This is a genomic window from Agrobacterium sp. CG160-95, assembly GCF_053521725.1.
The window spans coordinates 193644-219188 of record NZ_JBNWDU010000004.1 but is presented as its reverse complement, the minus strand read 5'-3'; the positions used below and the strand labels follow the sequence as shown (position 1 = coordinate 219188).

Genomic DNA, 25545 nt, shown 5'->3' with positions numbered 1-25545 from the left:
AACCCTCTTTGGTACCCGCTTGTTGCGTTGCACCATAAAATTCATGCCATCAGAGGAAGAAGCCGCATTGCGCCCGTTCCGATCTCGCAACTGCGAAATGGAACAGATGCCGCTCCTCCCCGGCATTCCGCAAATTGTTCTGAATCCATATAACTGTCAAATAGAATAAATCAGTTTACGTATATCAATTATGATATATTAAATCGATACAATAACCATTGAGGGGTATAAGCCGGCGAATGAGCAACCAAAAAGTGTATGAGCAGACGCAAACAGCGGATGCGCTCTTCGTCTTCGAAGACAACCCTTTGCTGCGCGCCGGCTTGAAGATGAGCCACCTGCGCATGCTGGTCATGATCGAGGAGCACGGGCAGGTCAGCGCCGCCGCCGCCGCCATGAACATGACGCAGCCGGCGGCATCGCGCATGCTCTCGGAAATGGAAGCAATCGTCAAAAGCCCGCTCTGTCAGAGAGCGTCGCGTGGTGTGGTGCTGACCAAGTTCGGCGAGGCGCTGGCGCGGCGCGCCCGCACCATATTGCTGGAGCTGCGTGAGGCGAGCCGCGAACTCAACCAGATGAAATCCGGCAGCGGCGGATCGGTTTATATCGGCGCCGTCACCGCGCCGGCCATCAGCCTGGTCGTGCCCGCCATAAGACGGGCGATGGACACCTATCCCGGTATCGAGATCAACGTGCAGGTGGAAAGTAGCAACGTGCTGGCGCGGGAACTTCTGGCCGCACGTCACGATTTCATCATCGGCCGCATCCCCGATGATTTCGACCCCGGCCTGTTCTCCATCCATGAAATTGGCATCGAGCGCGCCTGCCTGGTGGTTCGCGAGGGCCATCCCCTGCTCCACGGCGAGCCCGTGACATTGCAGGATCTGTCCGGTTACGACTGGGTCTTCCAGCCGCCCGGCGCGCTTTTGCGCAGAACGATGGAAGACGTATTCCTTACTCACGGCGTCGCCATGCCGCGCAACGTCATCAACACGCCATCCGTGGTGCTGACGCTTGCCCTTATCTGCAACACGGATGCAATTGCGCCAATCGCGCAGGACATGGCCGAGTTCGTGGCCGGTCAGCAGGCCGATATCGGCCGCACCCGCATCCTGCCGACGGATTTCGAGCTTGTCGTCAAGCCCTACAGCATCATCACCACCAAAGGCCGCGTTTTGCCGCCCAGCGCCCGGCTGCTCTACGATCTGGTTCTGGATGAAAGCCGCAAACTGACGGGCTTTTGAGGAAGGCAAGCCAGACGCCAACTTCATTGTATATAGAGGCCGGATTTATCGGGACTTGCCCAGGGAATAGCCGCATGCTTTTCGGACAATCCGTCTTCGAGTCGGTCGTTGAAAGACTGAGACAGGAAAAAGAAGACGAGAGCGCGGAGCCGACGCCGCCCACCGGTCATCGTATTGTGGGTTTCAGCTCTGGCTTCGTCGTGGATACCTATCCGGATGCACCGCAACCGGGAAACGCCAGTCTCGACGCCTATCTGGCCTTTCTGCCGGAGCCCGTTGCGCTTGCCGAGCCCCAGCCGGAACCCCAACCCGAACCCATGCCGGCCCATCTCGAAAAGACCTCGCTCGCGGATGTTTCAGCAGAACTGGCCATCCATGAAACCGACACCGCCGCAACGCTTGCGGAAAAGCGCCGCGCCTTCGCAAGGCTCAATCATCCCGACGGAGTGAGACCGGAATTCCGGCACAATGCGACGCTGCGCATGACAGCGGCAAATCTCCTGATTGACCAGGCGATCCGGATGCTGCGAACCCGTGAACATTTCCAGTAGAGGCAGGTAGCGGTTTTACGCCCGGAAAGCTCGCCTCAGCCGGCGTCGTTTCTATCCGTGGGTGCGCTTTCCACTGGCTCGTCTGAATCGTCCCTGGCCGCGTCAGCCTTGCCTCCAGCGTTCTCCTCGCTGGCGGGCTTGAACTTCAGCAACAACTCATAGGCCGCATAGACCGCCACGCCGCCGACAACCGTGCCCCAGAAAAATTCGCGATTGACGAATTCGATGACGGACCAGGCGGCGCAGAAGCCGACGATGAGCAATCTGACCCACAAGCGGCGATAAAGCGGATGGCTCGTATCGATAATCAGCATGGCGTTCCCGTTTCGGGCCTCTCCAGAACATTGCGCAGTTGCGGCATGACGCGCGCCAAAGGCGTTGGCACGTCCAAGGCGTCTTGGCCGTTTCGCAGGAAAATTGCAACGCAAATCGACCCCCTACCAATCAGACCCTCGTGAAAGGGAGAGGCAGGGGATTGCCGACCGGCTTGACCGATACCGCTACCGCTCAGTCCCGCAGGCGTCCAAGCAGGGCCAGCAGCTGGTCACGGGCTTTTTTGCCGCCGATCCGGTCGATCAGCTTTTCCTCGCGGTCACGCCATGCATCGGAAAGGCGCTCAAGAAGGCTGCTGCCCTCATCCGTCATGTCGAGGAAATGAACGCGCCTGTCCTCTTCCGACCTGCGGCGGACAAGCAATCCCTTGCTTTCCATGCTATCGACGATCGCGACGAAATTGGCACGCTGTATGCCAAGTGCCTCGGCCACATCGCTCTGCTTGAGGCCCGGATTGCCGCCGACTATGACGAGAACGGAAAAATCGGCCGGCCGCAATCCCATCTCCGCCAGCACGTCGGAAAAGCCGTTTGCCACGGCAAGTTGCGAGTGCCTCAAATGATAACCGATCGCGGTCGTCAACAATCCATAGTCGATAGCGTTTAAATGTTCCGCCTGCGTGCCGCCGCTTTCGGCCTTTTCCGCCCGTGGCCCGTTGCTATGTGCCAATTGCAAAGCCATCCGATCCCCCGCCTGATTCGTTCCTTAACCCTGCCGGAATGATAACCGACAACAGGACTAAACTGTATCCCAAATAAATGTAGATGATACTAATATTGTATAATAATTTGACAGTTAATACCCATTGCGACAACCCCTGTCTCGTAATCACCATCGGGCGCAAAAGAAAAGTATGATTATTTACCCACCGATTTTTAGGGTCAGAAACCGCCTCCCCCGCCTAGTTTGAAAGGCAATACGACAATCAACCCGCCTGTGTACAAAAGCGCCAGGACAGCCGCTGGATGCGGACGTAAAATACTACTTAAAAGGGAAACGCCTTATCAGGAAGAAACGCAATACCGCAAACAACATACCGCCCTGCTATCGCAAACATGCAGACAGCAGCCCTCGCAGCAACCCAGGCTCTCCCCCACACCGGAAAACAGGCCCCATTTCGTAAATCTTTGATTTTTAGACATTGATGCGGAAAGAAAGCTGGGGTATGAACCAACCGCTGCACGCGATTCAAGCGTGACCGCTGCACCCGTAGCTCAGCTGGATAGAGTGTTGGATTCCGATTCCAAAGGTCACAGGTTCGAATCCTGTCGGGTGCGCCATTTTATTGCAGAGTACGGAATAAAGAACGACCTCGAAAACACTGAGCCGAATATAACGGACGCTCAGCGTTGAGTTCGTAAGCATGTAATTGGGAAGCTCGGCCCATCGTAACGACTTCAACCTGTTACGTGTAAAACTCTTCCGTTCGCGTCGAAATTCACCCAATGCTTCCAATAGTACTGTAGAACTTTGGCGGCCCCAAAAACGGGGCGTAACACCATGTTGAATCTCTTATATAACTAGAACATTTAAAGAACAAACGAGAGTGCACGAGATATGTCAGACGCTGAAAAGATTATTGTAGTGCAGTTCAAAAAGGGACGCGGGGGCATTGTGCCGGGCGAAATGCGGCAGGCTTCCAATGCGGCGTCCGCCGAAAAGATAGCGAGCGCCATGGCATCGCGCCACATCGGCGTTGCGGCTTATGCTGTTACCGTCGACGAGGAAAGCGGCAGCATGACAAACCCGCGCCTGCTGGTCTCACATGGGCAGATTTCCGATTTGATGCCAGACTGATTTACCGACGCGGCGGCACGCGCCTCCTTCAGCCATGCCGCGCAAGCAATCGGACCCTGCGCGGCATGTTTTTAAATCACGGCCCGGATGTCAGGCCCGCAAGCCTTGCGTCATCTCCGGGCGTGGATCGGCATGATGCCAATCGTATGGCGATCAAAACTCCTGCCAGTCGTCCTTTGACGTATCGACAGCAGCGTTACCGGAGAATGCGGATGCAATCTTGCGGCCAAGCGCGCGTACGGGGGATGCCACGTATCTGTCGTTGCCGCCGGCATTGCGAACCGGAGCGGGCTGGCTCTTCTGCTGATAGGCGGTATCGGCGAGCTTGAACTGCGCGAGAAGCTGGTTGAGCGAAGCTACCTCCTTGGCCAGATTGTGGCTGGCGGCGTTGGTCTCTTCCACCATGGCAGCATTTTTCTGCGTGTCCTGGTCCATCTGGTTGACCGCGGTATTGATCTGCTGGAGGCCGGAGGATTGCTCCTGCGCGGATTCCACGATGGAGACGACGTGCCGGTTGATTTCCTGCACTTCCGATACGATCGTCGCCAGTGCCTTGCCGGTGTCGCCCACCAGCTGAACGCCCTGCTGCACCTGATCGTTCGAGGTGGTGATCAGCGCCTTGATTTCCTTGGCCGCATTGGCGGAGCGTTGCGCCAGTTCGCGCACCTCCTGCGCGACAACGGCAAAGCCCTTGCCCGCCTCGCCCGCACGCGCAGCTTCCACGCCGGCATTCAGCGCAAGAAGGTTGGTCTGGAAGGCGATTTCGTCGATCACGCCGATGATGTTGCTGATCTCGTTAGCGGATTTGGAGATCTGCTCCATGGCGACCACGGCACGGCGTACCACTTCGCCGGATTGTTCGGCACCTGCCTTGGCGCGGCTGACGATCAGGCCGGCCTCCTGCGCTCGCTTGGTGGAATCCTTCACTGTCGTGGTGATCTCTTCCAGAGCGGCAGCGGTTTCTTCCACGGCTGCTGCCTGCTGTTCGGTACGCTTGGCCAGATCGTCGGCGGCCGATTTGATCTCGTTTGCGCCCGCGCCGATGCCACCGGCATTCTGCGCAACCCGGGTCAATGCCGATTGCAGCTTTTCGGCGGACATGTTGAAGTCGTTACGAACGCCGTCGAGTGTCGCCGTGAACGGCTGGCCGATGCGGTAGGACACATCGCCATCCGAAAGCTTCGAAAGACCGGTTGCAAGATTGTCGACGGCAAATTTGACGTCGGCAGCTTCCTTGGCCTTCTGCTGCTCGCGCGCGATGCGTTCCTTTTCCGAAAGGCTGCGATTGGCTTCGGTTTCCTGTTCGAGACGAATGCGCTCTATCGCACTCTCGCGGAACACCTGAACGGCAACCGCCATCTGGCCGACTTCGTCCTTGCGGTCCATGCCATCGATCTCGGCTGCCGTATCGCCGCCTGCCAGCGACACCATACGCTCCCGCAGGCGGGCGATCGGCGTTGTGATGCCACGCGAGGCCACGAACAGCGCGAGAATGATGCCGGCTGCAAAGCTGATGCCAACCACAACAAGCGAGGTCAGGATCGTGGAATTCGTCTGATCCGTCAGATCGTCGCTGCCTGTCGCAACACCCTTGGCAAGCTTGTCCAGCAATGCCGTTATGATGGCTGACGTTCGTTGGATGGAGACGTCTGCGTGGGCGAGTTGCACGGCGGATTCCGCATTTCTGTTCGCCATTCCAAACTCGACAGCCTTGTCGGTAATTTGCGCGATGGACTGGGATTGCGCGATCAAGGTATCGACAGCAGCGCTCTCTTCCGGAAACACTGTCTTGACATTGCCCAGCCGCTCCAGAAGCTCGCGTTTGCTGTCAATATAAGCCTGCTTGGCAACGTTGATTTCCGCAGCATTCGCATCGTAAGCCATGACCTGATAGGCGCCATATGCCAGGGCGACGAGATTACGGTTTGCCCGCGCAAGCTCCACCAGCGCAGCATTATCGCTGGCGATGAATTCGGAATAAAGCGTGTCGGCTTCCTTGTAACGCGTTGCCATGAACGCGGTGGCCCCGAGACCGACGATGCAGAGTGGCAAAATGAGTGACAGGATTTTGGTGCGGATACGGGCATTTTGAAGAAAGGACACGGGAAGCTCCTGAAATGGATGCCGCTCCTTTCCCGTGCCGGAGGTGTTCGGCAAAAATGACATTGCACGTCTAAAGCCTTGATCATCAAGGCCCCATCAGCCGGATCATCGGCCCTTGTCGCAAACTGCATCATGCATCTGGCCCGCAGGGGGATGCCTGCCCTGAAATTTATGCAAGCACCTGTTCCGGGAATCCGGCGGCTACGCGACAGACGGAAAAGACTGGCCGCAACAGGAAGAAGATCAAGGGACAGTACTTTATAATATTCTTTTATTTACTTACAAATACAACAATTATACTTTAAAACTTTAAAATTCCTTTATGCCGCATGATCTGCTTCGAATTTGCACGGGACAAAAAAACGGCAGGCCTTTCAGCCTGCCGCATGCATTCCCGATAGTGGCGTTGGGAGCGCTCGCGGTAGCGTCAGGCGGCCGCGCGCCGCAATGCCGTTGCAACCGTGTGGATATGGGCAGCGCCAATGCCGCAGCAGCCGCCGATCATGGTTGCGCCGGCATCCGCCCAGGAGCAGGCGAACCGCGAATAGACATCGTCGGTCAGGTCGGTGCGCGTGCCGTGCAGACCTTCATTGGCGGCGGAATCGCCCTGTTCACCTTCGAAGGCATTGGCATAAACGCCGATCTCAAGCGAAACGCCCTTTTCCGCAAAGACAGCGGATGCCGTTTCCACGGCGGCTTTCATGATTTCCGGCTTGCTGCAATTGAACAGAAGGGCGGCAGCACCAGATTGCGCCGCCCATTCGGCCGCCGCCTTTACCGTTTCACCAGAGCGCAGCGCAGGCTCGCCACCGCCTGTCGCAGCCGCATCGTCGTTCAACGTGAAGGAAATCCAGAACGGTTTGCCGGTTGCGGCCACGGCTTCCCGCACCGCTTCGCCTTCGGCGATCAGGCTCAGCGTCTCACCCAGCCAGACATCGACGAAGGGCGCGAGATTGTCGACCAGCACCTTCAGATAGTCCTGCACCCTCGTGGCATCGAAATTCTGCGGCTCATAGGAGCCGAAGATCGGCGGCAGCGAACCGGCCACCAGCACGTCGCGGCCGGAGGCATCCGCAGCCTCACGTGCCAGCCTGCCGGAAAGGGCGATCAGCGATGCGCCATCCTTCTGGAAACGCTCCTCGCCGATATGGAACGGCACCAGCGCATAGGAATTGGTGGTGACGACATCGGCACCGGCCTCGATGAATTCCTGATGCACCTGCCGCACGATATCAGGTGAATTGATGAGCGCCAGCGCCGACCATTCCGGCTGTTTCAGCTCGGCGCCGAGCCGCTGCAATTCGCGGCTCATGCCGCCGTCGAGAATACGGATAGTGCCCATGTTCATGCTCCTTGAACGGTTTACCGCCGGACCGGCACCTGCTGTTCGATAAGACCGAAACAGCGGGCGATGATGGCGGTGAGAATGAGATAAAAGACGGTTACGACGATCAACGGCTCATAGACGAGCAGCGTGTCCTGCCGCACCTTGTAGGCGACGGCGTAGAGGTCCATCACCGTCACGGTAAAGGCAAGCGGCGTGGCTTTGAGCTGCATCACCACCTCGCCCGCAATTGTCGGCAGCGCGATGCGGATGGCGCGCGGCAGCCAGATGCGGCGAATAAGGGTGAAACGGCCCATGCCGAAAGCCCGGCCGGCCTCCAGCTCACCCTTTGGCACAGCCAGCAACGCGCCGCGCAGAACCTCGGCCTCATAGGCCGCGTAATTCAGTGTGAAGCTGACGGCGGCGAAAAAGAAGCCCTCGCGCAGCACCGGCCACATGAAACTCTGACGTAAGCCGGGGATCATCGGCAGAAACGAGCCGACGCCATAATAGAGCAGCCAGAGCTGGATCAGAAGCGGTGTGCCGCGAAAGAAGGTGCAATAGGCGCGCGCCAGAATTTTTGTCACCCGCCCGCCGCTGACCTGCGCGAAGGCAAGCCCGATAGCGAGAAGAAAACCAATGCTGACGGAGATCACGAGCAGCGCAAGCGTTTGCCAGGCACCGGACAGAAGCAGCGGCCAATATTTGGCGATCCATGAAAAATCCATGCAGCTTCCCCTTTATGCCAACGCCGGCTGGCCGCGCCGCACACGGCGCTCCAGCAGCGAAAAGACGAGGTTGGAAACCAGCGTAATGGCAAGGTAAAGCAGGGCTGCGGCAAGAAAGAACAGGAAATATTGCTTGGTGCTGGCCCCCGCCAGCCGTGTCGCAAGCGCCAGTTCCTGATAACCGACAACCGCCACCAGCGCGCTATCCTTCGTTACCGCAAGCCAGAGATTGGCAAGGCCCGGCAGGGCGTTCGGCAACAGTGCCGGCAAGACCACACGGCGGAAACGCAAGGCCGGCGACATGCCGAAGGCGCGCGCCGCCTCGATCTGCCCGTTCGGAATGGCAAGGATCGCACCGCGCAGCACCTCGGTCATATAGGCACCCTGCACGAAACCCAGAACCGCAACAGCAGCAACGAAACCGTTGACTTCCAAAGGCGGCAGGCCTGCCAGTTGTAGCAGCCGGTTCAGGCCATCAGTACCGGCGTAATAAAGCCCGACGATGAGGATCAGTTCGGGAACGGCGCGGATTGCCGTCGTGTAGAGATTGAGCAGAAGGCCAAGCGGCCTGTTGCCGGAGAGCTTGCCAAGTGCACCGGCAAGCCCGATGACGATGCCGATCAGATAGGCACCGGCGGAAATGGCAAGCGTCGACGCCGCACCCTTCAAAAGGGTGCCGCCCCATCCCGGAGGATAGGGCGACAGCAGTTGCAGCGTGGTTTCAAGGCTTGCCATTTATGTGACCGGTCAGGAGAAATTACTTACCGTAGATATCGAAGCTGAAGTATTTCTTGGTGATCTCGTCATACTTCCCGCTGGCGCGAACGGCAGCGAGAGCAGCGTTCAGCTTGTTCTTGAGTTCGGTGTCGTCCTTGCGCAGGCCGCCGGAAACGCCAAGGCCGAGGATTTCCTTGTCATCCGCAACGTTGCCCATGTCGGCGCAGCAATCCTTGCCGGCATCGCTCTTCACGAAGGCATCGAGAACGAGCGAGTCGCCGAACACGTAGTCGATACGGCCGGCTGCGAGATCCTGAAACGCCTCGTCCAGCGTCTGATAGGTCTTTTCGTCTGCGACAGCAGCGAAATATTTCTTGTAATATTCGGACTGGATGGTCGCGACCTGAATACCGATGGTCTTGCCCTTGACGTCTTCCGGCGCCGCACCCGGCTTGCCATCCTTGGCGCCGATCAGCTTGCTCGGCGTGTTGTAATATTTGTTGGTGAAATCGATGACCTTCTCGCGTTCTTCCGTGTTGGACATGGACGACCAGATAACATCGAACTTCTTCGTCTGCAGAGCCGGGATGAGGCCATCCCAGGAAAGCTCGACGATCGAGCATTTTTCCTTCATTTCCGCGCAGACGGCGTCCATGAGATCGATTTCCCAGCCCTGCCACTTTCCGCTGGCATCCTTGGCGAAGAAGGGTGGGTAGGATTCGTTCATGATGCCGAACCGGACATCGGCGCTGGCGGTGAAGGCGGAAACCGCAAATGCCGTTCCGGCAAGCAGCGTGGCGAAGAATTTCATTTAAAGTCTCTCCTGTTAAAACAAACGGCGAAGCGAAACGGCCATCACGCCAGCGCGCCGGTAAATTCCCTGCAACGGGCGCTTACGGGATTGCCGAACACCTGCGCCGGTGGCCCCGCTTCCTCCACACGGCCCTGATGCAGAAACATCACCTCGGTGGAAACATCGCGCGCAAAGCGCATCTCGTGAGTAACGAGCAGCATGGTGCGGCCTTCCTCGGCCAGATCGCGGATGACCTTCAGCACCTCGCCCACAAGTTCCGGATCGAGCGCCGAGGTGGGTTCGTCGAACAGCATCACCGCCGGCTCCACGCAGAGCGCGCGCGCAATCGCGGCGCGCTGCTGCTGCCCGCCGGAGAGGAACGCCGGATAGGCATTTTTCTTGTCGTAAAGGCCAACCTTGTTCAGCAGGGCTTCGGCCTTTTCCACCGCCTCCTGCCGCTTGACGCCGAGAACGTGAACAGGCGCTTCGATGACATTTTCCAGAACGGTGCGGTGGGCCCAGAGATTGAAATTCTGGAACACCATGCCAAGCCCTGTACGCAGCTTTTCCACTTGCCGCCAGCTTTTCGGCACAGCCTTGCCGTCCCTGCCAATCTTCATGGCGATCTCCTCGCCATTGACGATGACCCGGCCGCGATCCGGCGTTTCGAGAAAGTTGATGCAGCGCAGGAAGGTACTCTTGCCGGAACCGGACGAGCCGATGATCGATATCACATCGCCTTTGTGGGCCTTCAGCGAAACGCCCTTCAAAACTTCGTGTGTGCCGAAGCTCTTGTGGATGTCATCCGCTTCGAGCGCACAGGCGCCTGTATCTGCCATTTATTGACCTTGCCGATCCGGTTCATTGCGTGTCGAGCAAAATGCGGAGCGGTTTTGCGACAGGACATGCATAACAACAAAGACTTAAGCCACGCATGTTTAGCGAAACCTGCTGCAAACGCGCGCAATATCAGGCTCTTTTACACATTTGAAACGAAAAATCATTTCAAAATATCATCTGCGAGCAACGATCTGCGCGATTTGCCCCTGATGCGCCTCGCCACGCTGGCCGCGTTACTGCCAGTCAGGGCCAATTGCGGCTCCGCCTGCGCCTCATCCTCGACAAGGCTGGCATTCGCTTGCAAACGCAGGCCCATCACGGCAACGACGAGGAAAAACCAGACGAAACCGGTACTGAGGAAGAACATCGTTTCCAGAAAGCCGTAGAGCAGGACATAAAGCCAGACGCCGACATAGAGCTTCGTCAGCGGGCTTTTGCGCGTGGCCTCATCCATCTTGCCGAGATCGCGAAGCGGCATCAGACAAATCCACGTCAGCACCAGAATAAGACCTGGCACGCCGCCGCCAAGCACAAGGTCGAAATAGCCATTGTGGGAATCCGGCGCCGTCGTTGCCCAGGTATTGTTCTCGGTGAAGCTCGTCATCAGGGTGTCGCTGCGCCAGAAGGCCTGGTAGCCGTATCCGACGATCGGGCTTTGGCGGATATAATCTATCGAGACGGTCCAGATATCGGTTCTGCCGGTGAAACTGGCGTCGATCCCCAGTTTCGTCAGCATCTGTGAAAAGACCGGATCAACGGTCGTGCCGACGATCACCACGGCGAAGGTTCCCAGAAGCACGGTCACAACAGCGTAACGCCATCTGGGCCAGCCCACGATGAACCAGCCCGTGGCGATGATGATCGGCATCAGGCCGAGCGCGGTCTTGCCACCCGACTTGACGAGAAAGATCAACGACAGCAACAGCACCGCCAGGCCGCCGATAAGGGACCAGCGCTTGCACAGATAAATCCCGACGATCATCAGCACCGCCATGATCGAGGCTGCCTCGTTCTTGTGGCGGAAGACCCCACGCCAGTTGCCTGCGAGGAGCGGCTCCAGCGCATCGCTTGCCTGATGGATCGACCGCGACGGCAGGACAGCAACGCCGAAATAACAGAGGAACAGGATGATCAGCACGCATGTGGCAAGCAGCGTGGTGAAATGCCGCTCGGTGCGCGGCAATTGCAGGAAGCAGCTGGCGAGCACGCAGATGATGGCGCACATGGCAAGCCGCCGCAGCGAAAACACCGGCGCGCCGCCCACCACTGAGGTGAAGATATACCAGCCGAAGATCGCGAGCATCAGCAAACGCGGCGTAAAGACGATGGAAGACGACCGCTCCTTTGCCATGAACGCCACGAAACTGATGAGCAGGATGATCGCGGTGAGCTGGTTGAGGAGGTTGGACCCGGCCGCCATGGCGGACCCCAGATAGGTCGAGGAAAGCGAGATATAGGGCGAGAAGCCGACCGTGAAATAAAAGAACGTCACATAAAACAGTGCATTCCGCCAGGCGGCACTCGCCTGCTCATCATGCGCTGCATCCATCAGGTAATTTTCTCTACCTTTTTCCATACTTTCTCACATCGTACCCGATGCTTCGTCTCGGTAAAATGAATATCCCGTCAAAACCCTATTTTTTAGTTATCCATAATACACGGAGGAATAGCGCCGGGACTTGCCGCTTTTTTTCTTCAGGAAATCGGAATCGGCAGACAAGGGACACCACCCTCGCATCTGGAAGTTAAATTCCAAAACTCAAAAATAACAGCAAAATCGCTCCATATTTCGTCCATTAGTTGCTTGTTTAAGTATATTTTGTTAACCTAACGCAATACGGGCGGCATCCACTAACAGATTGAAACAAGGCGATTTATTCTCCGGATGATATTTACGGTACCGCAGAATTGCAAGTTTTATACCTATATTAATATATTAAAATCTACACTGCCTATGGTTGATTTCATAAACGCGTAAATAGCTGGAAACCGACGGTGGACGTTCCGATACACACCAATATGGACGATAGCAACAACGAAGGGGCGACACAACGCCCGGTTCAGCCAGCTGCGCCCGGCGTTCGACCCATGCGCAGGGACGATCTTCCGGCTGTCGAGGTTGTGCTCAACAGCGCGTTCAAAAAGACCGGGCTTGATAGAAACTTCGACTTCGGCGCTTACGTCGAAACATTGTTTTTCAGCAGTCCTGTGTTTGATCCCGAATATGGCAGCGTTGTCTACGATGCTGGAGAGAGCGGGGTTACCAGCGTTATCCTTGCCGTCCCCATGCGGTTTGTCGCGAACGGAAAACCCATTACCGCAAGGTTGTTATGTGCTTTCGCGTCGAAAGGAAAACTCGGCGCACTCGGCGCCGCGCGCCTGTCCCGCGGCATGCGCGCGACGAAACACGATATGCTGTTTTCGGACACGGCCTCCCCCGTCAGCGCCGATCATTGGCTTGCGATCGGCGGCAGCATGTTGCCGATGGAAAGCCTGCAATGGCACAAGGCGCTCAAGCCTTTCAGCGCGATTGCCCTGCGCATGCCGCGCCGTTCACAGGTAGTCAAATCCAGGCCCGGACTTATGGCGCTTGGATTTGTGGACCGTATCCTGCGATCGTGGAAAAAGGGCATAAGGCCCAATGAAGTTGCCGGCACCACGGTCAGACCGGTGGATTTCGAGACGTTCCGACGAAACGCGCTGACAATGATCGAGCGTTTTTCCGTCCGCCCGGAATGGTCCCACGAGGAATTCCACTGGCTGATCGAAATGAGTAAAACCAACGGCACCCTTGGTGAATTGAGCAGCCTGGCGATCGAAAATGCCGAAGGCCGCATCATCGGCGCTGCCCTGTATTTCGGACAGGCGGGACGGACCGCCTATGTGCTGAACCTCGTCTGCGATGCCGGTCGCGAAAACGACGTGCTCGGTGCGCTGTTCCGCCATTTCGATGATGAAAACTATGCCCATGTCACCGGCATGTCGCAACCGTTTCTCATGAACGCGCTCTACCGTCAGAACCACGTGACCTTCCATCATCGCGGTTATTTCTGCATGGCCACCCGGGATGAAGCCCTCCGGGATCGGGCGCTTGCCGGCGATATCTATATTGGCGGGCTAAGCTCGGAAAGCTGGAGCAAGCTCATCACAGATTTCTAAGGCACTTGCGCCGGTTGTGAAGAAAGTGCCGAGCCTTCTATGCCCCAGTGAAGCGCTGGACATTCGCTGAAATCAGGTGACGCAGCGCCTTCGCATATCGTTTGGAGCGCGTCTTGGCCGCAAGGGCGCTCGACCAGTCCACCATCGATCCGTTGATATCGAAATCTCCGAGCTGGCCCTCGGGAACGTCACCCTTTTCGATACGCTCGACGATGGAGCCCAGCGCCGCGTAAAACTCGGGCGAGCGATAGGGCGGATGCAGCGAATACATGCCGTTGCCAGTGCCGAGAAAATCAAGCCGGTATACGCCGATGCGCATCATATTGTCGCTCAGCACCTCTTCGGCAGGCATTGAGACCGGTTGCTGATTATAGGCATAGGAGCGGATGCGCCGTTTGACGTCGGGTCTCAGCAGTTCGAGCGAGCCGATACGCTTGGCGAAACGGTCCATGTCGATCATGAACAGGCGGGTAGAAACGGTCGCGAACCGCCATGTGGGAACGCGGCTCGGCAGCTTGCGCGGTTCGGGAATGTTCTTCACCCCCGGCATGCCGACATGGCGGGAGATATCGAGATCGCCGCGCACGGTGGGCGGCCCGGAAAACGGCGTGATGCAGAGCGCGTCCGGGTTGGCCTTCTGCAGCGCAATGGCTTCGTTGAACCAGCTCTGGCTGCCGCCGCCAAACATCATGTCGCTGTCCATATGCAGCACATAACGGGCGTTGGCACGTTTCAACCCGTGGAAATAAACATGGAAAGGCCCGCCGTCGAAAGCCTTGGCGGGATAAGGAACCGGCGAGCGCGAAAAGAACGTCTCCGCCACCGCACTGCGCGCCGCATCGCTATAGTCGGCAATATCCACATGCAGATGCGGATAGTTGGCCTGCATTTCCTCCAGCATGTCAAACAGGCGTTTGCTGGCGGCCTCGAAACCGTTGCCCTTGTAGCGGCCGGCTCCAACCTGGCCGGTATCCACCGTCAGGAGAATGCGGTCCACCTGCCCGCCCCAGACCCGCAGCTGATGCGGAACGGTCAGGGCCGCATGCGGTGCGTCGAAGGGATGCAGATTGATTTGCAGCGCCTTATGTACGGGAGGAAGCGGCATTTCAGCAGTCATAATTACGCACCACGGTTCCGGAATTCATTGATGACGGCCATCATGGGTTTTTCGTTGAAGCTCCAGTCGAGCGGCAGCGGCCGGTTCGCGGTGCCATCCCGGCGGGGATAGGCCCAGCGAATCCAGGTATATTGGTCCGAAATGCCCCATGTGGTGATGGAGGAAAGCGGGCCGCCTTCGCACGCCGCTTCGAGAAAATCGCGGACCTGACCGTTTATCAGCATGTCGCGCTCGGCTTCCGGGGCGGGAAGCGTCTGGTCCATCGCATCCAGTTCCGTCACCAGAACGGCAAGACCATAACTGCGCATTTCCTTGGTAAAGGCCGCAAGCTCGTCTTTCGCAATGGGCCAGCCACCGCGCAGATGCCCCTGCAGGCCGATAGCGTTGATCGGAGCGCCTTTCTCTAGCAACTCGAGAATGAGATTGCGGAAGGCCGCGCGCTTGGCCGGCGATTTCTCGACCGCAAATTCCACATCATATTCGTTGAGGACGAGCTGGGCCTTCGGATCGACGGAATGGGCGATGTCAAAGGCCTTTTTGATGGCGTCAGGGCCTGCGCCATAATACCAGGCGTCGCGGCGCGAGCGCACATTGCCGGGCACGTCGGGGATAGGCTCATTGACCACATCCCAGCTGTGTATCACGTCCTTGTACCGTTCCATCACCTTGACGATGTGGGTTTCCATCAACTTCTCGACCTTCGCGCCGCTGCCGATGCTGGCAAGCCAGGGCGCGTTGGAAGCGTACCAGATAAGCGGATGACCATGCATGGTGAGTTTGTTCTGGCGCGCGAAGTTCGCAAGCGCATCGGCAGCGGCAAAATCGAAAACGTCTGCCGAAGGCCGCATGACCTCCCATTTCATTTCAGTAACGGGTGTGATGCGCGAGCAATATTTGACCACCGCTTCGCCGATGCGGCTATCGGCGGTAAGGTCCGGCAGATAGATGGCCGCACCGTAAGGGGCAATCTTTGTCGACGTTTTCCTGGTCGCGGCAACGCCCTGCCCGGCCATGGCATGCAACAGGCCCGCGCTTGCAGCGCCACTCAGAAAATTCCGCCGCCCGATCCGCATTCGCCCGCCTCCACAACCCCGGTGCATCGGCCTGAAAATCGAAAGCGATTTTCGAAAGGAACGATGCGCATATCACAACTGTCAGAACGTCATTGATGCGTCCCAATGGCCGCACGACGCTCTATTTCTCAAAACATAACATCTTGATCATGCCAAAAGGATATTAAAGATTTGCAAGGTTAACTGACGCTATACCACGTCACAATTGGCGCAAGCCGGCTTAATCCGGTAGTAACTTCAGTGTGAGAATTGTTGACCCGCCCCTGATGGAGTAAAAATATTGGTTTCCGTCTCGATTGTCATTCCCGTTCGCAACGGCGAGCGTTACATCGTGGAAGCGATCGAAAGCGTGTTGTCTCAGGGGAAAACCGTTTGCGAAGTGCTCGTCGTCGATGACGGCTCCACCGACACAACGGCGCAAAAGGTGCAAAGTTTCGCCGATCCCCGCGTAAAACTGCTGGCCCGGCCGCAGGGACGGCAGGGCGTTTCCGCCGTGCGCAATTTCGGCCTGTCGCAGGCGCGCGGTGAATGGACGATGTTTCTCGATGCCGACGACCGCGTGAAGCCGGGCGCGATCGCCGCCCTATGCGCCGGCATCTCCGGACCGGATGTCGTTGCCGTCTACGGTGATTATGAGCGCATTGACGAGAATGGCGCCAAGATCGGACGGCGCAACCTCATCAGACGGCGGGAAAAACCTGATGGTTTCATCCTCCAGCCGCTTTTGGGCGGAAACTTCATCGTCAATGGCGGCATCATGCTGGTCAAAACCCGCATCTTTCAGGATTTTGGCGGTTTCGACGAGACATTGCGTTATGCGGAAGACTGGTATGGCTGGTGCCGGCTGGCTGCCTCCGGCCGTTTCGCCTATCTGCCCGGCCGCCACGTGCTGGATTACCGGGTGCACCGGACAAGCGTGATGATGAACCGCCTTCTGACATTCCGGGATTGCGAACCGGCGATCGAAGCGGTGTTTTCCGATCCCGCCATCGTCGCCGCCATTGCGCCGCAGGAATTGCGCCGGCTTCGCCGCAAATCCGAAAATCACATGAATGCCTATACCGTGGCGCAGGCCTTTCGCGCCCGGCGCTATCGCGAGGCCTTTTCGGCGCTTGCCGATACATTTGTCAATCGCCCGCGCCAAAGCCTGCGCGCCGTCGTGTTTTCCGCCGCAGCCCTTGCCGGAATTTAGGAGTGTCCATGTCCGAAATCATGCCGGAAGCGGTGGTGTGCATTCCGAGTTTCCGCAGGCCTGCAGGTTTGCAGAAGACGCTGAACTCGCTGGCAGCCCAGAAGGTCGATTTCCCCTTCGCCATCGTCGTCGTCGATAATGACGGGGTGGGCCAGGCGGGGCTGGCCGTCGCGCGCGCTTTTTTTGCCGAGAGCGGAATGATGGGCCAGACGCTGGTTGAGCCGACGCAGGGCAATTGTTACGCCATCAACACGGCATTCCGCACGGCGCGGCAGAACTATCCATCCGCGCAGTGGTTTCTGATGATCGATGACGACGAAGCGGCCTCGCCCGTCTGGCTCGCTGAAATGGTCTCTGCCGCAAAATCCTTCGGCGTCGATATCGTCGGCGGGCCGGTCGATCGCGAATTCGATGCGCCCGCACCCAAGGCGGTTCTGGCACACCCGCTGTTCGGTTCCATCGAGGCACCCACCGGCGTAGTCGATCAAATCCATGGGTCCGGCAATTGCCTGATCTCGAGGCGGGTTTTCGAAACGCTGGAAAAGCCGGAATTCGATGTACGGTTCAACTTCCTTGGCGGCGGCGACATGGATTTCTTCACCCGTTGCCGAAAGGCGGGTTTCAAATTCGCCTGGAACGCTCAAGCCCTCATCATCGAATATGTGCCGGAAAACCGCATGGCGCCGCGCTGGATCATGGAGCGCTCGCTCCGAACCGGGATCATCAATTACAGCATCGACCGCGCCCGACGCCCCGGCCTGAAGGGCGGGCTGCTGCTTGCCGCCAAAAACGTCGTCAGCCTGTGCCTGTCACTGGTCCGCGCCGTTTCCGCATTCCTGAAAACCGGTGCGCTGCTGCCCGCCACGCATCCACCGCTGATGTCCATCGGCCGCGTCATGGCGAGCCTCGGTATTACGCTCACGCCCTATAAGGCGCCGGCGAAAAAGGCCTGAACGCGGGCTCGTCCGGCAGTTAATATCAGCTTTTCAGCTCAGGGTTTTTTCCCTGCGCAGAGAGATCCCATTCACATGCCGTTTCTGGGAAGCGAATGACGAAAAAACGGCTGCAAGAATGAGAAGCGGCACAAGAACCGGCCAGAAGAAACAAAGGATGATACCGGTCACCCGGTAAAAGTCCCAATCCTTGTCGCGGCGGGCGCCTTCTATATAGGTCATGGCAAGAGAAGTAACGGTGCCAATCCCATATACGAAAAGAGAAATGGACGTAATTACCATCGCTGTCCTCAATATATTTCTGATTCGAATAAATATGTAATATCCGCTCAGTGTACCGCCGTTACGCCCACTTGCAACGATTTTCCGCGGAAAGACACCTCCACCCCGATACGTTAGAGCGACCTCATATAGCGCGACTCCATATGATGATTGCATGCGCCGGCAGATGCCGCTCACATGATATCGATCCTGAACCGGTCAGACGGTCAGGGGAAATTCGGTAAAAAATTAACGAGAATGCGCAGATTTCAGACCTTGCCGGCCCCGAACCCGTAGCGGTGCTTCAGCAGCGAATATATGGCGATGGGATTGGTCAGCAGGTAGCGCTTGCCGAGACGCCTCGGCTCAAGCATGGCCCTGTAGAGCCATTCGAGCCCCATATCCTGCATCCATTGTGGCGCCCTGCTGTTCTTGCCCGCGAGAAAATCGAACAGACCGCCGCAGGTCTTGATCACCGCAATGTCGGAAAGCCTGTCGAGATTGCGCGCGACGAAACGTTGCTCCAGCGGTATGCCGAAGCCCACCCAGAGAATATCGGTCTGCGATGCGACGATATCGGCAAGGATCGCCTCCTCGTCGCCGGGTCTGAAATAACCATTGCGCCGACCGGCAAAAACAAGCCGCGGATAGAGCTTTTGCATTTCCTCGACTGCCGCGCGGTTCACCTCTTCGGAACCGCCGAGGAAATAGAACCGCGTGCCGGTCGCCTCAGCCCTCCGGGCCACCGCATGAACGAGGTCCGTCGTCGCCACACGTTCCCGCAGCGCCCTTACGCAGAACTGGCGGGAAAAGATCACCAGCGACATGCCGTCGGCATGAATCTGGTCCGCCTGCCGCAGCAGGGCTTCGAATTCCTTGTCTTGGTGACAGAGTGCGATGACCTGACCGTTCGCCGATGTCGAATAGAACGGCTTTGCGCCGGCCGCGCGTTCACGTTCCGCCCGCAGGATAAAATCCTGCGCCGTCTCTTCGATGGTCGCATCGGTGATGGGCAAAGCCGCAAGCGGAACAACCGGCCAGTGTGTGCCAGGCCCTTCCGCATGCGGGACATCTCTCCCTGTCATATTCTGTCCGGTGTCCAAGATAGGCATCGTTTCACTGTTATATTCACGCATAGGATTAAGGTATAAGGCTTCAAACACTACGAATAACTATCATTAATATTCTTATAAATCTGACGCTTGAATCAAACAATTATACGCCCGGGGGTTGAGTGACCACCCCAACCTCTCCTCACCCTATTCCGGTTTTGCGGTTGATGGGTTAAGGGACGACGAAACCACACCATAGAAAAGGTCCCGGCCATGGAAACCATATCGATCGACAACCGCGGCGATTTCGGCCTTTGGGCCATCGAACGGGCAAAAGAAATCGTCGCCAATGAGGCGTCCGATCTTGCCGTTTCGGTCCGTGACGGCGACGAGACAGGCATTCGCGATGCGGGTAATGCGCTGGGTGCCGCCATCGCCGCCGCCCTGCTCGAAGTCTATGACGGCCTGATGTCCGAGGAGTAATCGGCGGTCGCAGCCCTCAGGCGTAGCGTTCCGCGTGATCTGTCCGGCGCAGAAAACCCAAAAGCCCAAGTGCGATGGCAATTCCGAGACCAAGGAACAGACCGCCCACGCCACCGGCGATCAGGAAGATCAGCTTGCCGGGCGGCCAGCTTCTGGAATTGGGCGCTACCGGCTGCGAAATCACCCGCACATTGGTGGAATCGATTGTCTGCTGCTCGGCGATCTGGCGTGATCGGTTGAGATAGGTCTCGTAGATCGCGGCAGCTGAGTTGGCGTCTCGCTCCAGATCGCGCAGCCGCACCTGCGCCTCATTGTCGGTGAAGACGTTGGCGCGTTCCGCAACCGCCTTCAGCCGCAGGGCATCAAGCGAGGAGCGGGCCTCGGCGACATTGGTCTTGGCCGCCAGCAAAATCCGCTGCGCCTCATCCGCAATGCCGCGTTCCAGCATGTCGCGTTCCGCCCCCGCCGTCGCCAGACGCGGATGGCGGGCGCCATAGGTCAGCGTCATCGCCCCGATCTGCTGCTGCAAGGTGCTGTATTGCGCACGGATGGTGTTCATGGTCTGGCTGTCGAAGATCGCGTCGCTCTGGGTGCGGTTCTGGGCAATCGCCGCCTGCATCTGCTTGAGGCGCGACTCCTCCTGAATGACGCGCTGCTGCGCGGCAAGAACCTGCGCATTCAGCTCTCCTGATGCCAGATTGCTGACCAGCTGGCCGTTATTCTCCTGCAGGCCGTTTTCGCGGCGGAAATCGGCGACGCGCTTTTCGGCAACCGTCACGTTCTGGCGCATTTCCTCAAGCCGCTTCTTTAGATCATCGACGATACGCAGGCTGCTGTCGGAGGTCGTCTGGAACAACTCGCTTTCGAAAGCCTTCACCATCGCCTTCGAGACTGTCACGGATTTGTCCGGATCATTGGTCCAGACCGCAAGCGTCACCACGAAGGAACGCGGATCCCGTTCCGCCGCAACCCGTTCGCCCAGCGAACGAAGCGCGCCGACCTTGTTGTCACCATCTTCCGGCTTGGGTGAAAAAAATGCTTTCAGCCGCGCAAGAGGCGGTGGGGATATGAATTCCGGGTCCTCATCCAGTTTCAGCCCGTCCACCACCCGCGCCAGCACGTTGCGCGACGTGACGGTACGCAGCTTGCTCTCCACTTCGAGAATCTGGGTGTCGCGCTGCTGGTTGGGCGAAAATACCCCGTCATTAACGACATTCAGGTTGGAGGGATTGACGACGATATCCGTATAGGCGGTGTAACGCGGCGGCGTCATATAGGCGTAGGCGAGTGCAGCCGCGACGCAGATAATGATCGCAAGCACAATCCAGACGATCCCGGCACGCAGCCAGCCGAGTACCTCGTCGACACCGATCCGGTCGATATATTTCAGGCCCGGCAGCGTGGCCGCGAAACTGTTGCTTGGCGATGTCGGCCTTGTGGGCTTTTCAGCCGGAGCGGGTTCGGCAACGGCAGCCGCCGGCTTCGGCTCAAGATGCTCTTTCAGCACCGTGCGCTCGAAAACCTCATCCTCATCCACCAGATCGTCCAGCAGGGAACCGTGGGGTCTGGCGGCGGGCGCCGCTTTTTCATCCAGCGGACGTGCCTGCTTATGTCCCGCCTTTTGAAGCCTGTACATCAGCCAATCCAACTTGAACGAACCACAAAAAAGGCCTGCAACAGATGGTTTTCATCGTCGCCAGAACCACTATTAACCGGCAAGTCTAGATATAACGGGTGAATTTTAGGTTACCCGCATCATCCCCCGCCATCATCACCTATTCGCCGCGTCCATGAAAGAGATGATTGACTTGAATGGATCGATACGGTTCTTTCTGGCGTTATATTTTTGTATTATCCATTTGAACCTCAAAGATTTTATCGAAACGGAGTTTGGCATGAGCCTGAAATTTGGAACGAGCGGCCTTCGCGGCCTGTCTGTCGATCTGAAAGGAAAGGCCTCGGCCGTCTACGCAACGGCATTTGCAAGGCACCTTCTCACATCGGGTCAGGCAAAGGCGGGCGACCCCATTCTCGTGGCCCGCGATTTCCGCGATTCGAGCCCGGATGTTTCCGCAACCTGTATCGCCGCGCTGAAAAAGGCCGGCCTCGCACCGCTCGATTGCGGCACGGTGCCGACACCGGCACTGGCGCTTTACGGACTTTCCCTCAAGGCCGGCGCGCTGATGATAACGGGTTCGCATATTCCGGCCGACCGCAACGGCATCAAGTTCTACCGCCCGGACGGCGAGATCGACAAACAGGACGAAACGGCGATCGCCGCACTCGCAGCCGAAGTCGAGGCTGAAGGGATTAACGACGAGGCCGAAACGGCGGACGACCATTCCGCAATTGCAGCCGAGCTCTTTTATGAGCGCAATGCCGCACTCCTGCCGGAAAAGGCGCTGTCGGGCCTGAAGATCGGCGTTTACCAGCACAGCACGGTGGCGCGCGATCTCTTCGTCGACGTTCTCGCCCACTATGGCGCCGAAGTTGTGTCGCTCGGCCGTTCCGAGACCTTCATTCCGGTCGATACCGAGGCGGTCTCCCGTGAAACGCTGGAGCTTCTCAAAAAATGGGCACCGGAACACGGCCTCGATGCCATCGTTTCCGCCGATGGTGACGGCGACCGGCCCCTGCTTGCCGATGAAAACGGCGTGCCGCTGCGCGGCGACCTGATCGGATTGATCACGGCGAATTTTCTCGATGCCGGCGTGGTCGTCACCCCCGTCACCTCCAATTCCGGCATTGAGGCGAGCGGTTCGTTCAAGGTCATCCGCACCAGGGTCGGTTCGCCCTTCGTGATCGCCGGCATGGCACAGGCCCTTGCCGAAGGAAACAACGGCGTCATGGGTTTCGAGGCCAATGGCGGCCTTCTAACAGCCTCCACCTTCACATTGAACGGCAAACCGCTATCGCCCCTGCCGACTCGGGACAGCTTCCTGCCCATCCTCGCCGTATTGCTTCTCTCCGCCGAGCAGAAAAAGCCGCTATCGCAGATTGCCGCCGCCTATAACCTGCCGGTCGCGGCTGCCGATCGTCTGGAAAACTTCGCACAGGAAAAGAGCGCTGCCCTGATGACGCATCTGCGCGCCTCGCGGGATAATCTCGAAACCTTCCTCGCCCCCGTGGGCACGGTCAAGGCGCTGAGCGACATTGACGGCCTGCGCGTGGCGCTGACAGACGGCAGCACCATCCATTTCCGCCCTTCCGGCAATGCTCCGGAAATGCGCTGCTACGTCGAGGCTGCCAATCAGGACGAAGCCGAAACGCTGCTCAACAAGGGCCTCGATCTCATCCGCAACTTTGGATGAGTGGATGGCGCTGAACGCTTGAAGCGGACGGCCACCATGAATGTCCCAGTGTCGCAAATGTCGCATCCCGTCTTTGCCTGTTGCTCTTCCCGCTCCGGAAAGCGATAAGGGCCGCAGGGTTCAAGGAGGCGGGATGTGAGCGGCGAGACCATTACCCTTTATGAAGCGATCGGCGGCGATGCCACAGTCAGAGCACTGACCCGGCGCTTCTACGAATTGATGGACACCCTGCCAGAGGCGGCGCATTGCCGCGCCATCCATCCAGCCGATCTTTCCGGCAGCGAAAGCAAGTTCTACGATTATCTGACCGGATATCTTGGCGGACCGCCGGTCTATGTCGAAAAACACGGCCACCCGATGTTGCGCAGGCGTCATTTCGTGGCCCCTATCGGACCCGCCGAGCGGGACGAATGGCTGCTCTGCTTTCGCCGCGCGATGGACGAGACCATCGAGAACGCAAAGCTCCGGGACATCATCTGGGGACCGGTGGAGCGGCTGGCCTTCCACATGCAAAATCAGGAAGCGAATAACCCATGACGACGGAAAGATTGCGCGCCTTGATTTTGCTGCTGGGCAGCCTTTTGGGTGCTGCCGGCGTCATGCTTGCCGCCGCCGCCACCCATACCGGCGAAACCTATATGCTTGGCAACGCCTCGACCATGGCGCTCGCCCATGCGCCTGTGCTTGTGGCACTGCATATCGGCGCGGACCGCATCAGAACCGCCATTCCGGCAGGGCTGATTCTTGGCTTCGGCACGGCGGTTTTTGTTGGTGATCTCGTCACCAGACATTTTTCCGGTCACAGCCTGTTTCCCTACGCGGCCCCCTTGGGTGGCCTCGGCATGATCGCGGGATGGCTGGTGCTTTGCGCCGGTGCATTTTTGAAGCCGAGGGGCTAAATCGGCATCAACGCCGTTTCCAGCGAAACGACAGGATGTTGCCGCCACGTTGAGCCGCGTCACCGATCTCGAAGAACGGCTTTTCGCCCGGCTGGCGGGTGCGCAGATAGGGAAAAGCCAGCACATTGCCGCCGTCAGCTGCGGCGCGGTTGCGCCGCTCGCGTTCGCCGACGACTTCATACATCTCCCTCAGGGCCGGATCGGCGCCCTGATCGGCCATCTTGTGCAGCTCCACGTGGCAGGCCTCAGCCACCGCCTGCTCTGCATCCTTGAAATTATTGCGCTCGTCGCTCATCGTTTAAGGTCCGTTCATTCATCGTCTGCAGCGCCCGCTCCAGACTGGATTTGCTGCCATTGCGCAGCGGAATGAACGTCTTGCCGAATTTCTTGCAACCGGACTTCACCCGCAGACACGCATCGTGGCTGATACAGTCGATCGGGCAGAAAACGCAGTCGACGGAGGGAAGAACAGTGTCGATACGCGAGACCGCCTCACGCAATCCGCCATCGTGATGGATAAGCTCGGCGCCGAAATTGCTGGCGATCTGGCGAAGATGGGCAACCTGACAGTCACGGCCGCCAACATAAAGAAAGCTCTTCGGACCGGAAAGCTGCTGTTCGGCCACATCCTTTTCAGGTTGAGGCGCGCCCTTGCCCTGCTTGCCGCCGCGTTCGGCTTTCTTCTTTTCCTTGCGTGCCATTCCCTCACCTGCCGGTTGATTTTTTCATGCCCCGACGTTCGGGATGCCGGCACCATAATAAAGATGAGTTTTGGAGTAAAGTATAAAGGTGATAATTTTCCTCATGTTTTGGCATAAAGAATCGATCACATATTCGCGATAACCTCACCAGATCAGTTGTTGATCTTCAATCCACCCATGAAAAGCTGCTCCAGGTGCCGGGCTGCATCCTCAAACCGGCCTTCGCCACCGTTTTTGTCGCCCAGCACGGCCCGCACCTGCACGTCGAAATCCGCATAGTGCTGCGTGGTCGACCAGATCGAGAAAATCAGGTGATAGGGATCGCATTTCGCCATCCGCCCGGCCTTGATCCAGACGCGGATTACCTCCGCCTTTTCATCCACCAGTTGCTTCAGCGGACCCTTCAGCTCATCCTCGATATGTGGCGCGCCCTGCAGGATTTCATTGGCAAACAGGCGGCTCTCGCGCGGAAAATCGCGCGACATTTCCAGCTTGCGGCGAATATAGGAGCGGATTTCGCTTTCAGGATTGCCCTCGGCATCAAAAGCCCTGAGCGGATCCAGCCAGGTATCCAGCACCCGCTCGATCAACGCGCGATGCATCGCCTCCTTGGTGCGGAAATAATAAAGTACGTTCGGTTTCGACATGCCGGCCGCCTCGGCAATCTGGTCGATGGTGGAACCGCGAAAGCCGTTGGTGGAAAACACACTCAGCGCGGCCTCAAGAATCGCTTCCTGCTTTTCTTCCTGAATGCGGGTCCGCTTCTGTGTTTTCGCTGCGCGCGGTATGGCCATACTCTGCTCTCTGTGTTTCTTTTCGATGCAATTGCCGCTACAGTATGCTTAAAAAATAATCGCCGCGTACAGTTTAGGCAAAATTAGTGCGATTCGTCACGAAAATCCCTTGCTGACGTC

Annotated in this window: 25 protein-coding genes, 1 tRNA gene and 1 pseudogene; 11 read left to right on the top strand and 16 right to left on the bottom strand. The window is 58.0% G+C overall.

What is annotated here, in order from left to right; translation table 11 throughout:
* Positions 1-239 precede the first annotated feature (239 nt).
* On the top strand, positions 240-1244 hold the full coding sequence (locus ACQZ63_RS15425; RefSeq protein ID WP_003513718.1) for a LysR family transcriptional regulator: 1005 nt from the start codon (positions 240-242) through the stop codon (positions 1242-1244).
* Positions 1245-1318: 74 nt separating this feature from the next.
* Positions 1319-1795: a hypothetical protein gene (locus ACQZ63_RS15420; protein WP_111798817.1), complete on the top strand. Its 477-nt coding sequence runs from the start codon at positions 1319-1321 to the stop codon at positions 1793-1795.
* A gap of 35 nt (positions 1796-1830) precedes the next feature.
* On the opposite strand, the gene ACQZ63_RS15415 is transcribed toward ACQZ63_RS15420, so the two are convergent.
* The gene (locus tag ACQZ63_RS15415; RefSeq protein WP_019565143.1) at positions 1831-2109 is read right to left on the bottom strand and encodes a hypothetical protein; all 279 of its coding nucleotides are present in this window, start codon (positions 2107-2109) and stop codon (positions 1831-1833) included.
* A gap of 193 nt (positions 2110-2302) precedes the next feature.
* On the bottom strand, positions 2303-2809 hold the full coding sequence (locus ACQZ63_RS15410) for a MarR family winged helix-turn-helix transcriptional regulator (RefSeq protein WP_003513721.1): 507 nt from the start codon (positions 2807-2809) through the stop codon (positions 2303-2305).
* 522 nt (positions 2810-3331) lie between these two features.
* On the opposite strand from ACQZ63_RS15410, the gene ACQZ63_RS15405 reads away from it, so the two are divergent.
* A tRNA-Arg gene (locus tag ACQZ63_RS15405) sits at positions 3332-3408 on the top strand.
* Positions 3409-3685: 277 nt separating this feature from the next.
* Positions 3686-3925 carry a hypothetical protein gene (locus tag ACQZ63_RS15400; protein WP_025594288.1) on the top strand — a complete coding sequence of 80 codons (240 nt, stop codon included), beginning with the start codon at positions 3686-3688 and terminating at the stop codon, positions 3923-3925.
* Positions 3926-4078: 153 nt separating this feature from the next.
* Here the strand turns inward: ACQZ63_RS15400 and ACQZ63_RS15395 are convergent, their stop codons facing one another.
* The 7 genes from ACQZ63_RS15395 to uppW form a co-directional block, all read right to left on the bottom strand.
* Positions 4079-6028 carry a methyl-accepting chemotaxis protein gene (locus ACQZ63_RS15395; protein ID WP_448799311.1) on the bottom strand — a complete coding sequence of 650 codons (1950 nt, stop codon included), beginning with the start codon at positions 6026-6028 and terminating at the stop codon, positions 4079-4081.
* A gap of 427 nt (positions 6029-6455) precedes the next feature.
* Positions 6456-7370 carry a homocysteine S-methyltransferase family protein gene (locus ACQZ63_RS15390; protein WP_065662173.1) on the bottom strand — a complete coding sequence of 305 codons (915 nt, stop codon included), beginning with the start codon at positions 7368-7370 and terminating at the stop codon, positions 6456-6458.
* Positions 7371-7390: 20 nt separating this feature from the next.
* On the bottom strand, positions 7391-8080 hold the full coding sequence (locus ACQZ63_RS15385) for an ABC transporter permease (protein ID WP_013636681.1): 690 nt from the start codon (positions 8078-8080) through the stop codon (positions 7391-7393).
* Positions 8081-8092: 12 nt separating this feature from the next.
* A complete protein-coding gene (locus tag ACQZ63_RS15380) occupies positions 8093-8815 on the bottom strand; it encodes an ABC transporter permease (protein WP_013636682.1) in 723 nt (240 codons plus the stop codon).
* 22 nt (positions 8816-8837) lie between these two features.
* Entirely contained in the window at positions 8838-9608 is a 771-nt protein-coding gene (locus ACQZ63_RS15375) for a transporter substrate-binding domain-containing protein (RefSeq protein ID WP_003513835.1), read from the bottom strand.
* A gap of 44 nt (positions 9609-9652) precedes the next feature.
* The gene (locus tag ACQZ63_RS15370; RefSeq protein ID WP_013636684.1) at positions 9653-10429 is read right to left on the bottom strand and encodes an ABC transporter ATP-binding protein; all 777 of its coding nucleotides are present in this window, start codon (positions 10427-10429) and stop codon (positions 9653-9655) included.
* A 161-nt stretch (positions 10430-10590) separates the two neighbouring features.
* Entirely contained in the window at positions 10591-12006 is a 1416-nt protein-coding gene (uppW, locus tag ACQZ63_RS15365; RefSeq protein WP_111790624.1) for a Wzy-type polysaccharide biosynthesis protein UppW, read from the bottom strand.
* Positions 12007-12518: 512 nt separating this feature from the next.
* On the opposite strand from uppW, the gene ACQZ63_RS15360 reads away from it, so the two are divergent.
* Positions 12519-13589, top strand: a complete 1071-nt coding sequence (locus ACQZ63_RS15360) for a hypothetical protein (protein WP_038492918.1) — start codon at positions 12519-12521, stop codon at positions 13587-13589.
* 37 nt (positions 13590-13626) lie between these two features.
* On the opposite strand, the gene uppG is transcribed toward ACQZ63_RS15360, so the two are convergent.
* On the bottom strand, positions 13627-14706 hold the full coding sequence (uppG, locus tag ACQZ63_RS15355) for a polysaccharide biosynthesis glycosyltransferase UppG (protein WP_111784092.1): 1080 nt from the start codon (positions 14704-14706) through the stop codon (positions 13627-13629).
* A 2-nt stretch (positions 14707-14708) separates the two neighbouring features.
* Entirely contained in the window at positions 14709-15779 is a 1071-nt protein-coding gene (gene uppI, locus ACQZ63_RS15350; protein ID WP_113556480.1) for a polysaccharide biosynthesis UDP-hexose transferase UppI, read from the bottom strand.
* 280 nt (positions 15780-16059) lie between these two features.
* Here uppI and uppH point away from each other — a divergent pair, with 280 nt between their 5' ends.
* Positions 16060-16971: a polysaccharide biosynthesis endo-1,4-beta-xylanase UppH gene (gene uppH / locus ACQZ63_RS15345; protein WP_013636689.1), complete on the top strand. Its 912-nt coding sequence runs from the start codon at positions 16060-16062 to the stop codon at positions 16969-16971.
* An 8-nt stretch (positions 16972-16979) separates the two neighbouring features.
* Positions 16980-17924 (top strand): polysaccharide biosynthesis UDP-hexose transferase UppJ, encoded by a 945-nt coding sequence (gene uppJ, locus ACQZ63_RS15340; RefSeq protein ID WP_113157369.1) that lies wholly within the window; start codon positions 16980-16982, stop codon positions 17922-17924.
* A gap of 530 nt (positions 17925-18454) precedes the next feature.
* Here the strand turns inward: uppJ and uppL are convergent.
* Positions 18455-19270 carry a polysaccharide biosynthesis UDP-hexose transferase UppL gene (gene uppL, locus ACQZ63_RS15335; protein ID WP_034502051.1) on the bottom strand — a complete coding sequence of 272 codons (816 nt, stop codon included), beginning with the start codon at positions 19268-19270 and terminating at the stop codon, positions 18455-18457.
* Between the two features lie 240 nt (positions 19271-19510).
* On the opposite strand from uppL, the gene ACQZ63_RS15330 reads away from it, so the two are divergent.
* Positions 19511-19720 (top strand): hypothetical protein, encoded by a 210-nt coding sequence (locus ACQZ63_RS15330; protein WP_003513853.1) that lies wholly within the window; start codon positions 19511-19513, stop codon positions 19718-19720.
* Between the two features lie 16 nt (positions 19721-19736).
* Here ACQZ63_RS15330 and uppM read toward each other — a convergent pair whose 3' ends face one another.
* Positions 19737-21356 (bottom strand): polysaccharide biosynthesis protein UppM, encoded by a 1620-nt coding sequence (gene uppM / locus ACQZ63_RS15325; protein WP_448799310.1) that lies wholly within the window; start codon positions 21354-21356, stop codon positions 19737-19739.
* Positions 21357-21615: 259 nt separating this feature from the next.
* On the opposite strand from uppM, the gene uppO reads away from it, so the two are divergent.
* The 3 genes from uppO to ACQZ63_RS15310 all read left to right on the top strand — a co-directional run bounded on the left by uppO (position 21616) and on the right by ACQZ63_RS15310 (position 23930).
* Entirely contained in the window at positions 21616-23031 is a 1416-nt protein-coding gene (gene uppO / locus ACQZ63_RS15320) for a polysaccharide biosynthesis phosphomannomutase UppO (RefSeq protein ID WP_113556496.1), read from the top strand.
* Positions 23032-23166: 135 nt separating this feature from the next.
* Positions 23167-23568, top strand: a complete 402-nt coding sequence (locus tag ACQZ63_RS15315; protein ID WP_013636696.1) for a group II truncated hemoglobin — start codon at positions 23167-23169, stop codon at positions 23566-23568.
* Positions 23565-23930 carry a DUF423 domain-containing protein gene (locus ACQZ63_RS15310; RefSeq protein ID WP_019565130.1) on the top strand — a complete coding sequence of 122 codons (366 nt, stop codon included), beginning with the start codon at positions 23565-23567 and terminating at the stop codon, positions 23928-23930. The genes ACQZ63_RS15315 and ACQZ63_RS15310 overlap by 4 nt, the downstream gene beginning before the upstream one ends.
* A 7-nt stretch (positions 23931-23937) precedes the next feature.
* Here the strand turns inward: ACQZ63_RS15310 and ACQZ63_RS15305 are convergent, their stop codons facing one another.
* The 3 genes and pseudogenes from ACQZ63_RS15305 to ACQZ63_RS15295 all read right to left on the bottom strand — a co-directional run bounded on the left by ACQZ63_RS15305 (position 23938) and on the right by ACQZ63_RS15295 (position 25425).
* A complete protein-coding gene (locus tag ACQZ63_RS15305; protein WP_113556481.1) occupies positions 23938-24225 on the bottom strand; it encodes a hypothetical protein in 288 nt (95 codons plus the stop codon).
* A pseudogene (locus ACQZ63_RS15300) lies at positions 24206-24529 on the bottom strand (DUF2325 domain-containing protein); the annotation flags it as partial. The gene ACQZ63_RS15305 and the pseudogene ACQZ63_RS15300, both read right to left, overlap by 20 nt.
* A gap of 254 nt (positions 24530-24783) precedes the next feature.
* On the bottom strand, positions 24784-25425 hold the full coding sequence (locus tag ACQZ63_RS15295; protein ID WP_003513869.1) for a TetR family transcriptional regulator C-terminal domain-containing protein: 642 nt from the start codon (positions 25423-25425) through the stop codon (positions 24784-24786).
* Positions 25426-25545: the final 120 nt, after the last annotated feature.

What these genes read in the sequence shown, in the direction of transcription:
- ACQZ63_RS15425 (WP_003513718.1), top strand. Translation starts at nt 240, where the DNA reads ATGAGCAACCAAAAAGTGTATGAGCAGACGCAAACAGCGGATGCGCTC.
- ACQZ63_RS15420 (WP_111798817.1), top strand. Translation starts at nt 1,319, where the DNA reads ATGCTTTTCGGACAATCCGTCTTCGAGTCGGTCGTTGAAAGACTGAGA.
- ACQZ63_RS15415 (WP_019565143.1), bottom strand. Translation starts at nt 2,109, where the DNA reads ATGCTGATTATCGATACGAGCCATCCGCTTTATCGCCGCTTGTGGGTC.
- ACQZ63_RS15410 (WP_003513721.1), bottom strand. Translation starts at nt 2,809, where the DNA reads ATGGCTTTGCAATTGGCACATAGCAACGGGCCACGGGCGGAAAAGGCC.
- ACQZ63_RS15400 (WP_025594288.1), top strand. Translation starts at nt 3,686, where the DNA reads ATGTCAGACGCTGAAAAGATTATTGTAGTGCAGTTCAAAAAGGGACGC.
- ACQZ63_RS15390 (WP_065662173.1), bottom strand. Translation starts at nt 7,370, where the DNA reads ATGGGCACTATCCGTATTCTCGACGGCGGCATGAGCCGCGAATTGCAG.
- ACQZ63_RS15385 (WP_013636681.1), bottom strand. Translation starts at nt 8,080, where the DNA reads ATGGATTTTTCATGGATCGCCAAATATTGGCCGCTGCTTCTGTCCGGT.
- ACQZ63_RS15380 (WP_013636682.1), bottom strand. Translation starts at nt 8,815, where the DNA reads ATGGCAAGCCTTGAAACCACGCTGCAACTGCTGTCGCCCTATCCTCCG.
- ACQZ63_RS15375 (WP_003513835.1), bottom strand. Translation starts at nt 9,608, where the DNA reads ATGAAATTCTTCGCCACGCTGCTTGCCGGAACGGCATTTGCGGTTTCC.
- ACQZ63_RS15370 (WP_013636684.1), bottom strand. Translation starts at nt 10,429, where the DNA reads ATGGCAGATACAGGCGCCTGTGCGCTCGAAGCGGATGACATCCACAAG.
- uppW (WP_111790624.1), bottom strand. Translation starts at nt 12,006, where the DNA reads ATGGAAAAAGGTAGAGAAAATTACCTGATGGATGCAGCGCATGATGAG.
- ACQZ63_RS15360 (WP_038492918.1), top strand. Translation starts at nt 12,519, where the DNA reads ATGCGCAGGGACGATCTTCCGGCTGTCGAGGTTGTGCTCAACAGCGCG.
- uppG (WP_111784092.1), bottom strand. Translation starts at nt 14,706, where the DNA reads ATGACTGCTGAAATGCCGCTTCCTCCCGTACATAAGGCGCTGCAAATC.
- uppI (WP_113556480.1), bottom strand. Translation starts at nt 15,779, where the DNA reads ATGCGGATCGGGCGGCGGAATTTTCTGAGTGGCGCTGCAAGCGCGGGC.
- uppJ (WP_113157369.1), top strand. Translation starts at nt 16,980, where the DNA reads ATGTCCGAAATCATGCCGGAAGCGGTGGTGTGCATTCCGAGTTTCCGC.
- uppL (WP_034502051.1), bottom strand. Translation starts at nt 19,270, where the DNA reads ATGACAGGGAGAGATGTCCCGCATGCGGAAGGGCCTGGCACACACTGG.
- ACQZ63_RS15330 (WP_003513853.1), top strand. Translation starts at nt 19,511, where the DNA reads ATGGAAACCATATCGATCGACAACCGCGGCGATTTCGGCCTTTGGGCC.
- uppM (WP_448799310.1), bottom strand. Translation starts at nt 21,356, where the DNA reads ATGTACAGGCTTCAAAAGGCGGGACATAAGCAGGCACGTCCGCTGGAT.
- uppO (WP_113556496.1), top strand. Translation starts at nt 21,616, where the DNA reads ATGAGCCTGAAATTTGGAACGAGCGGCCTTCGCGGCCTGTCTGTCGAT.
- ACQZ63_RS15310 (WP_019565130.1), top strand. Translation starts at nt 23,565, where the DNA reads ATGACGACGGAAAGATTGCGCGCCTTGATTTTGCTGCTGGGCAGCCTT.
- ACQZ63_RS15305 (WP_113556481.1), bottom strand. Translation starts at nt 24,225, where the DNA reads ATGAGCGACGAGCGCAATAATTTCAAGGATGCAGAGCAGGCGGTGGCT.
- ACQZ63_RS15295 (WP_003513869.1), bottom strand. Translation starts at nt 25,425, where the DNA reads ATGGCCATACCGCGCGCAGCGAAAACACAGAAGCGGACCCGCATTCAG.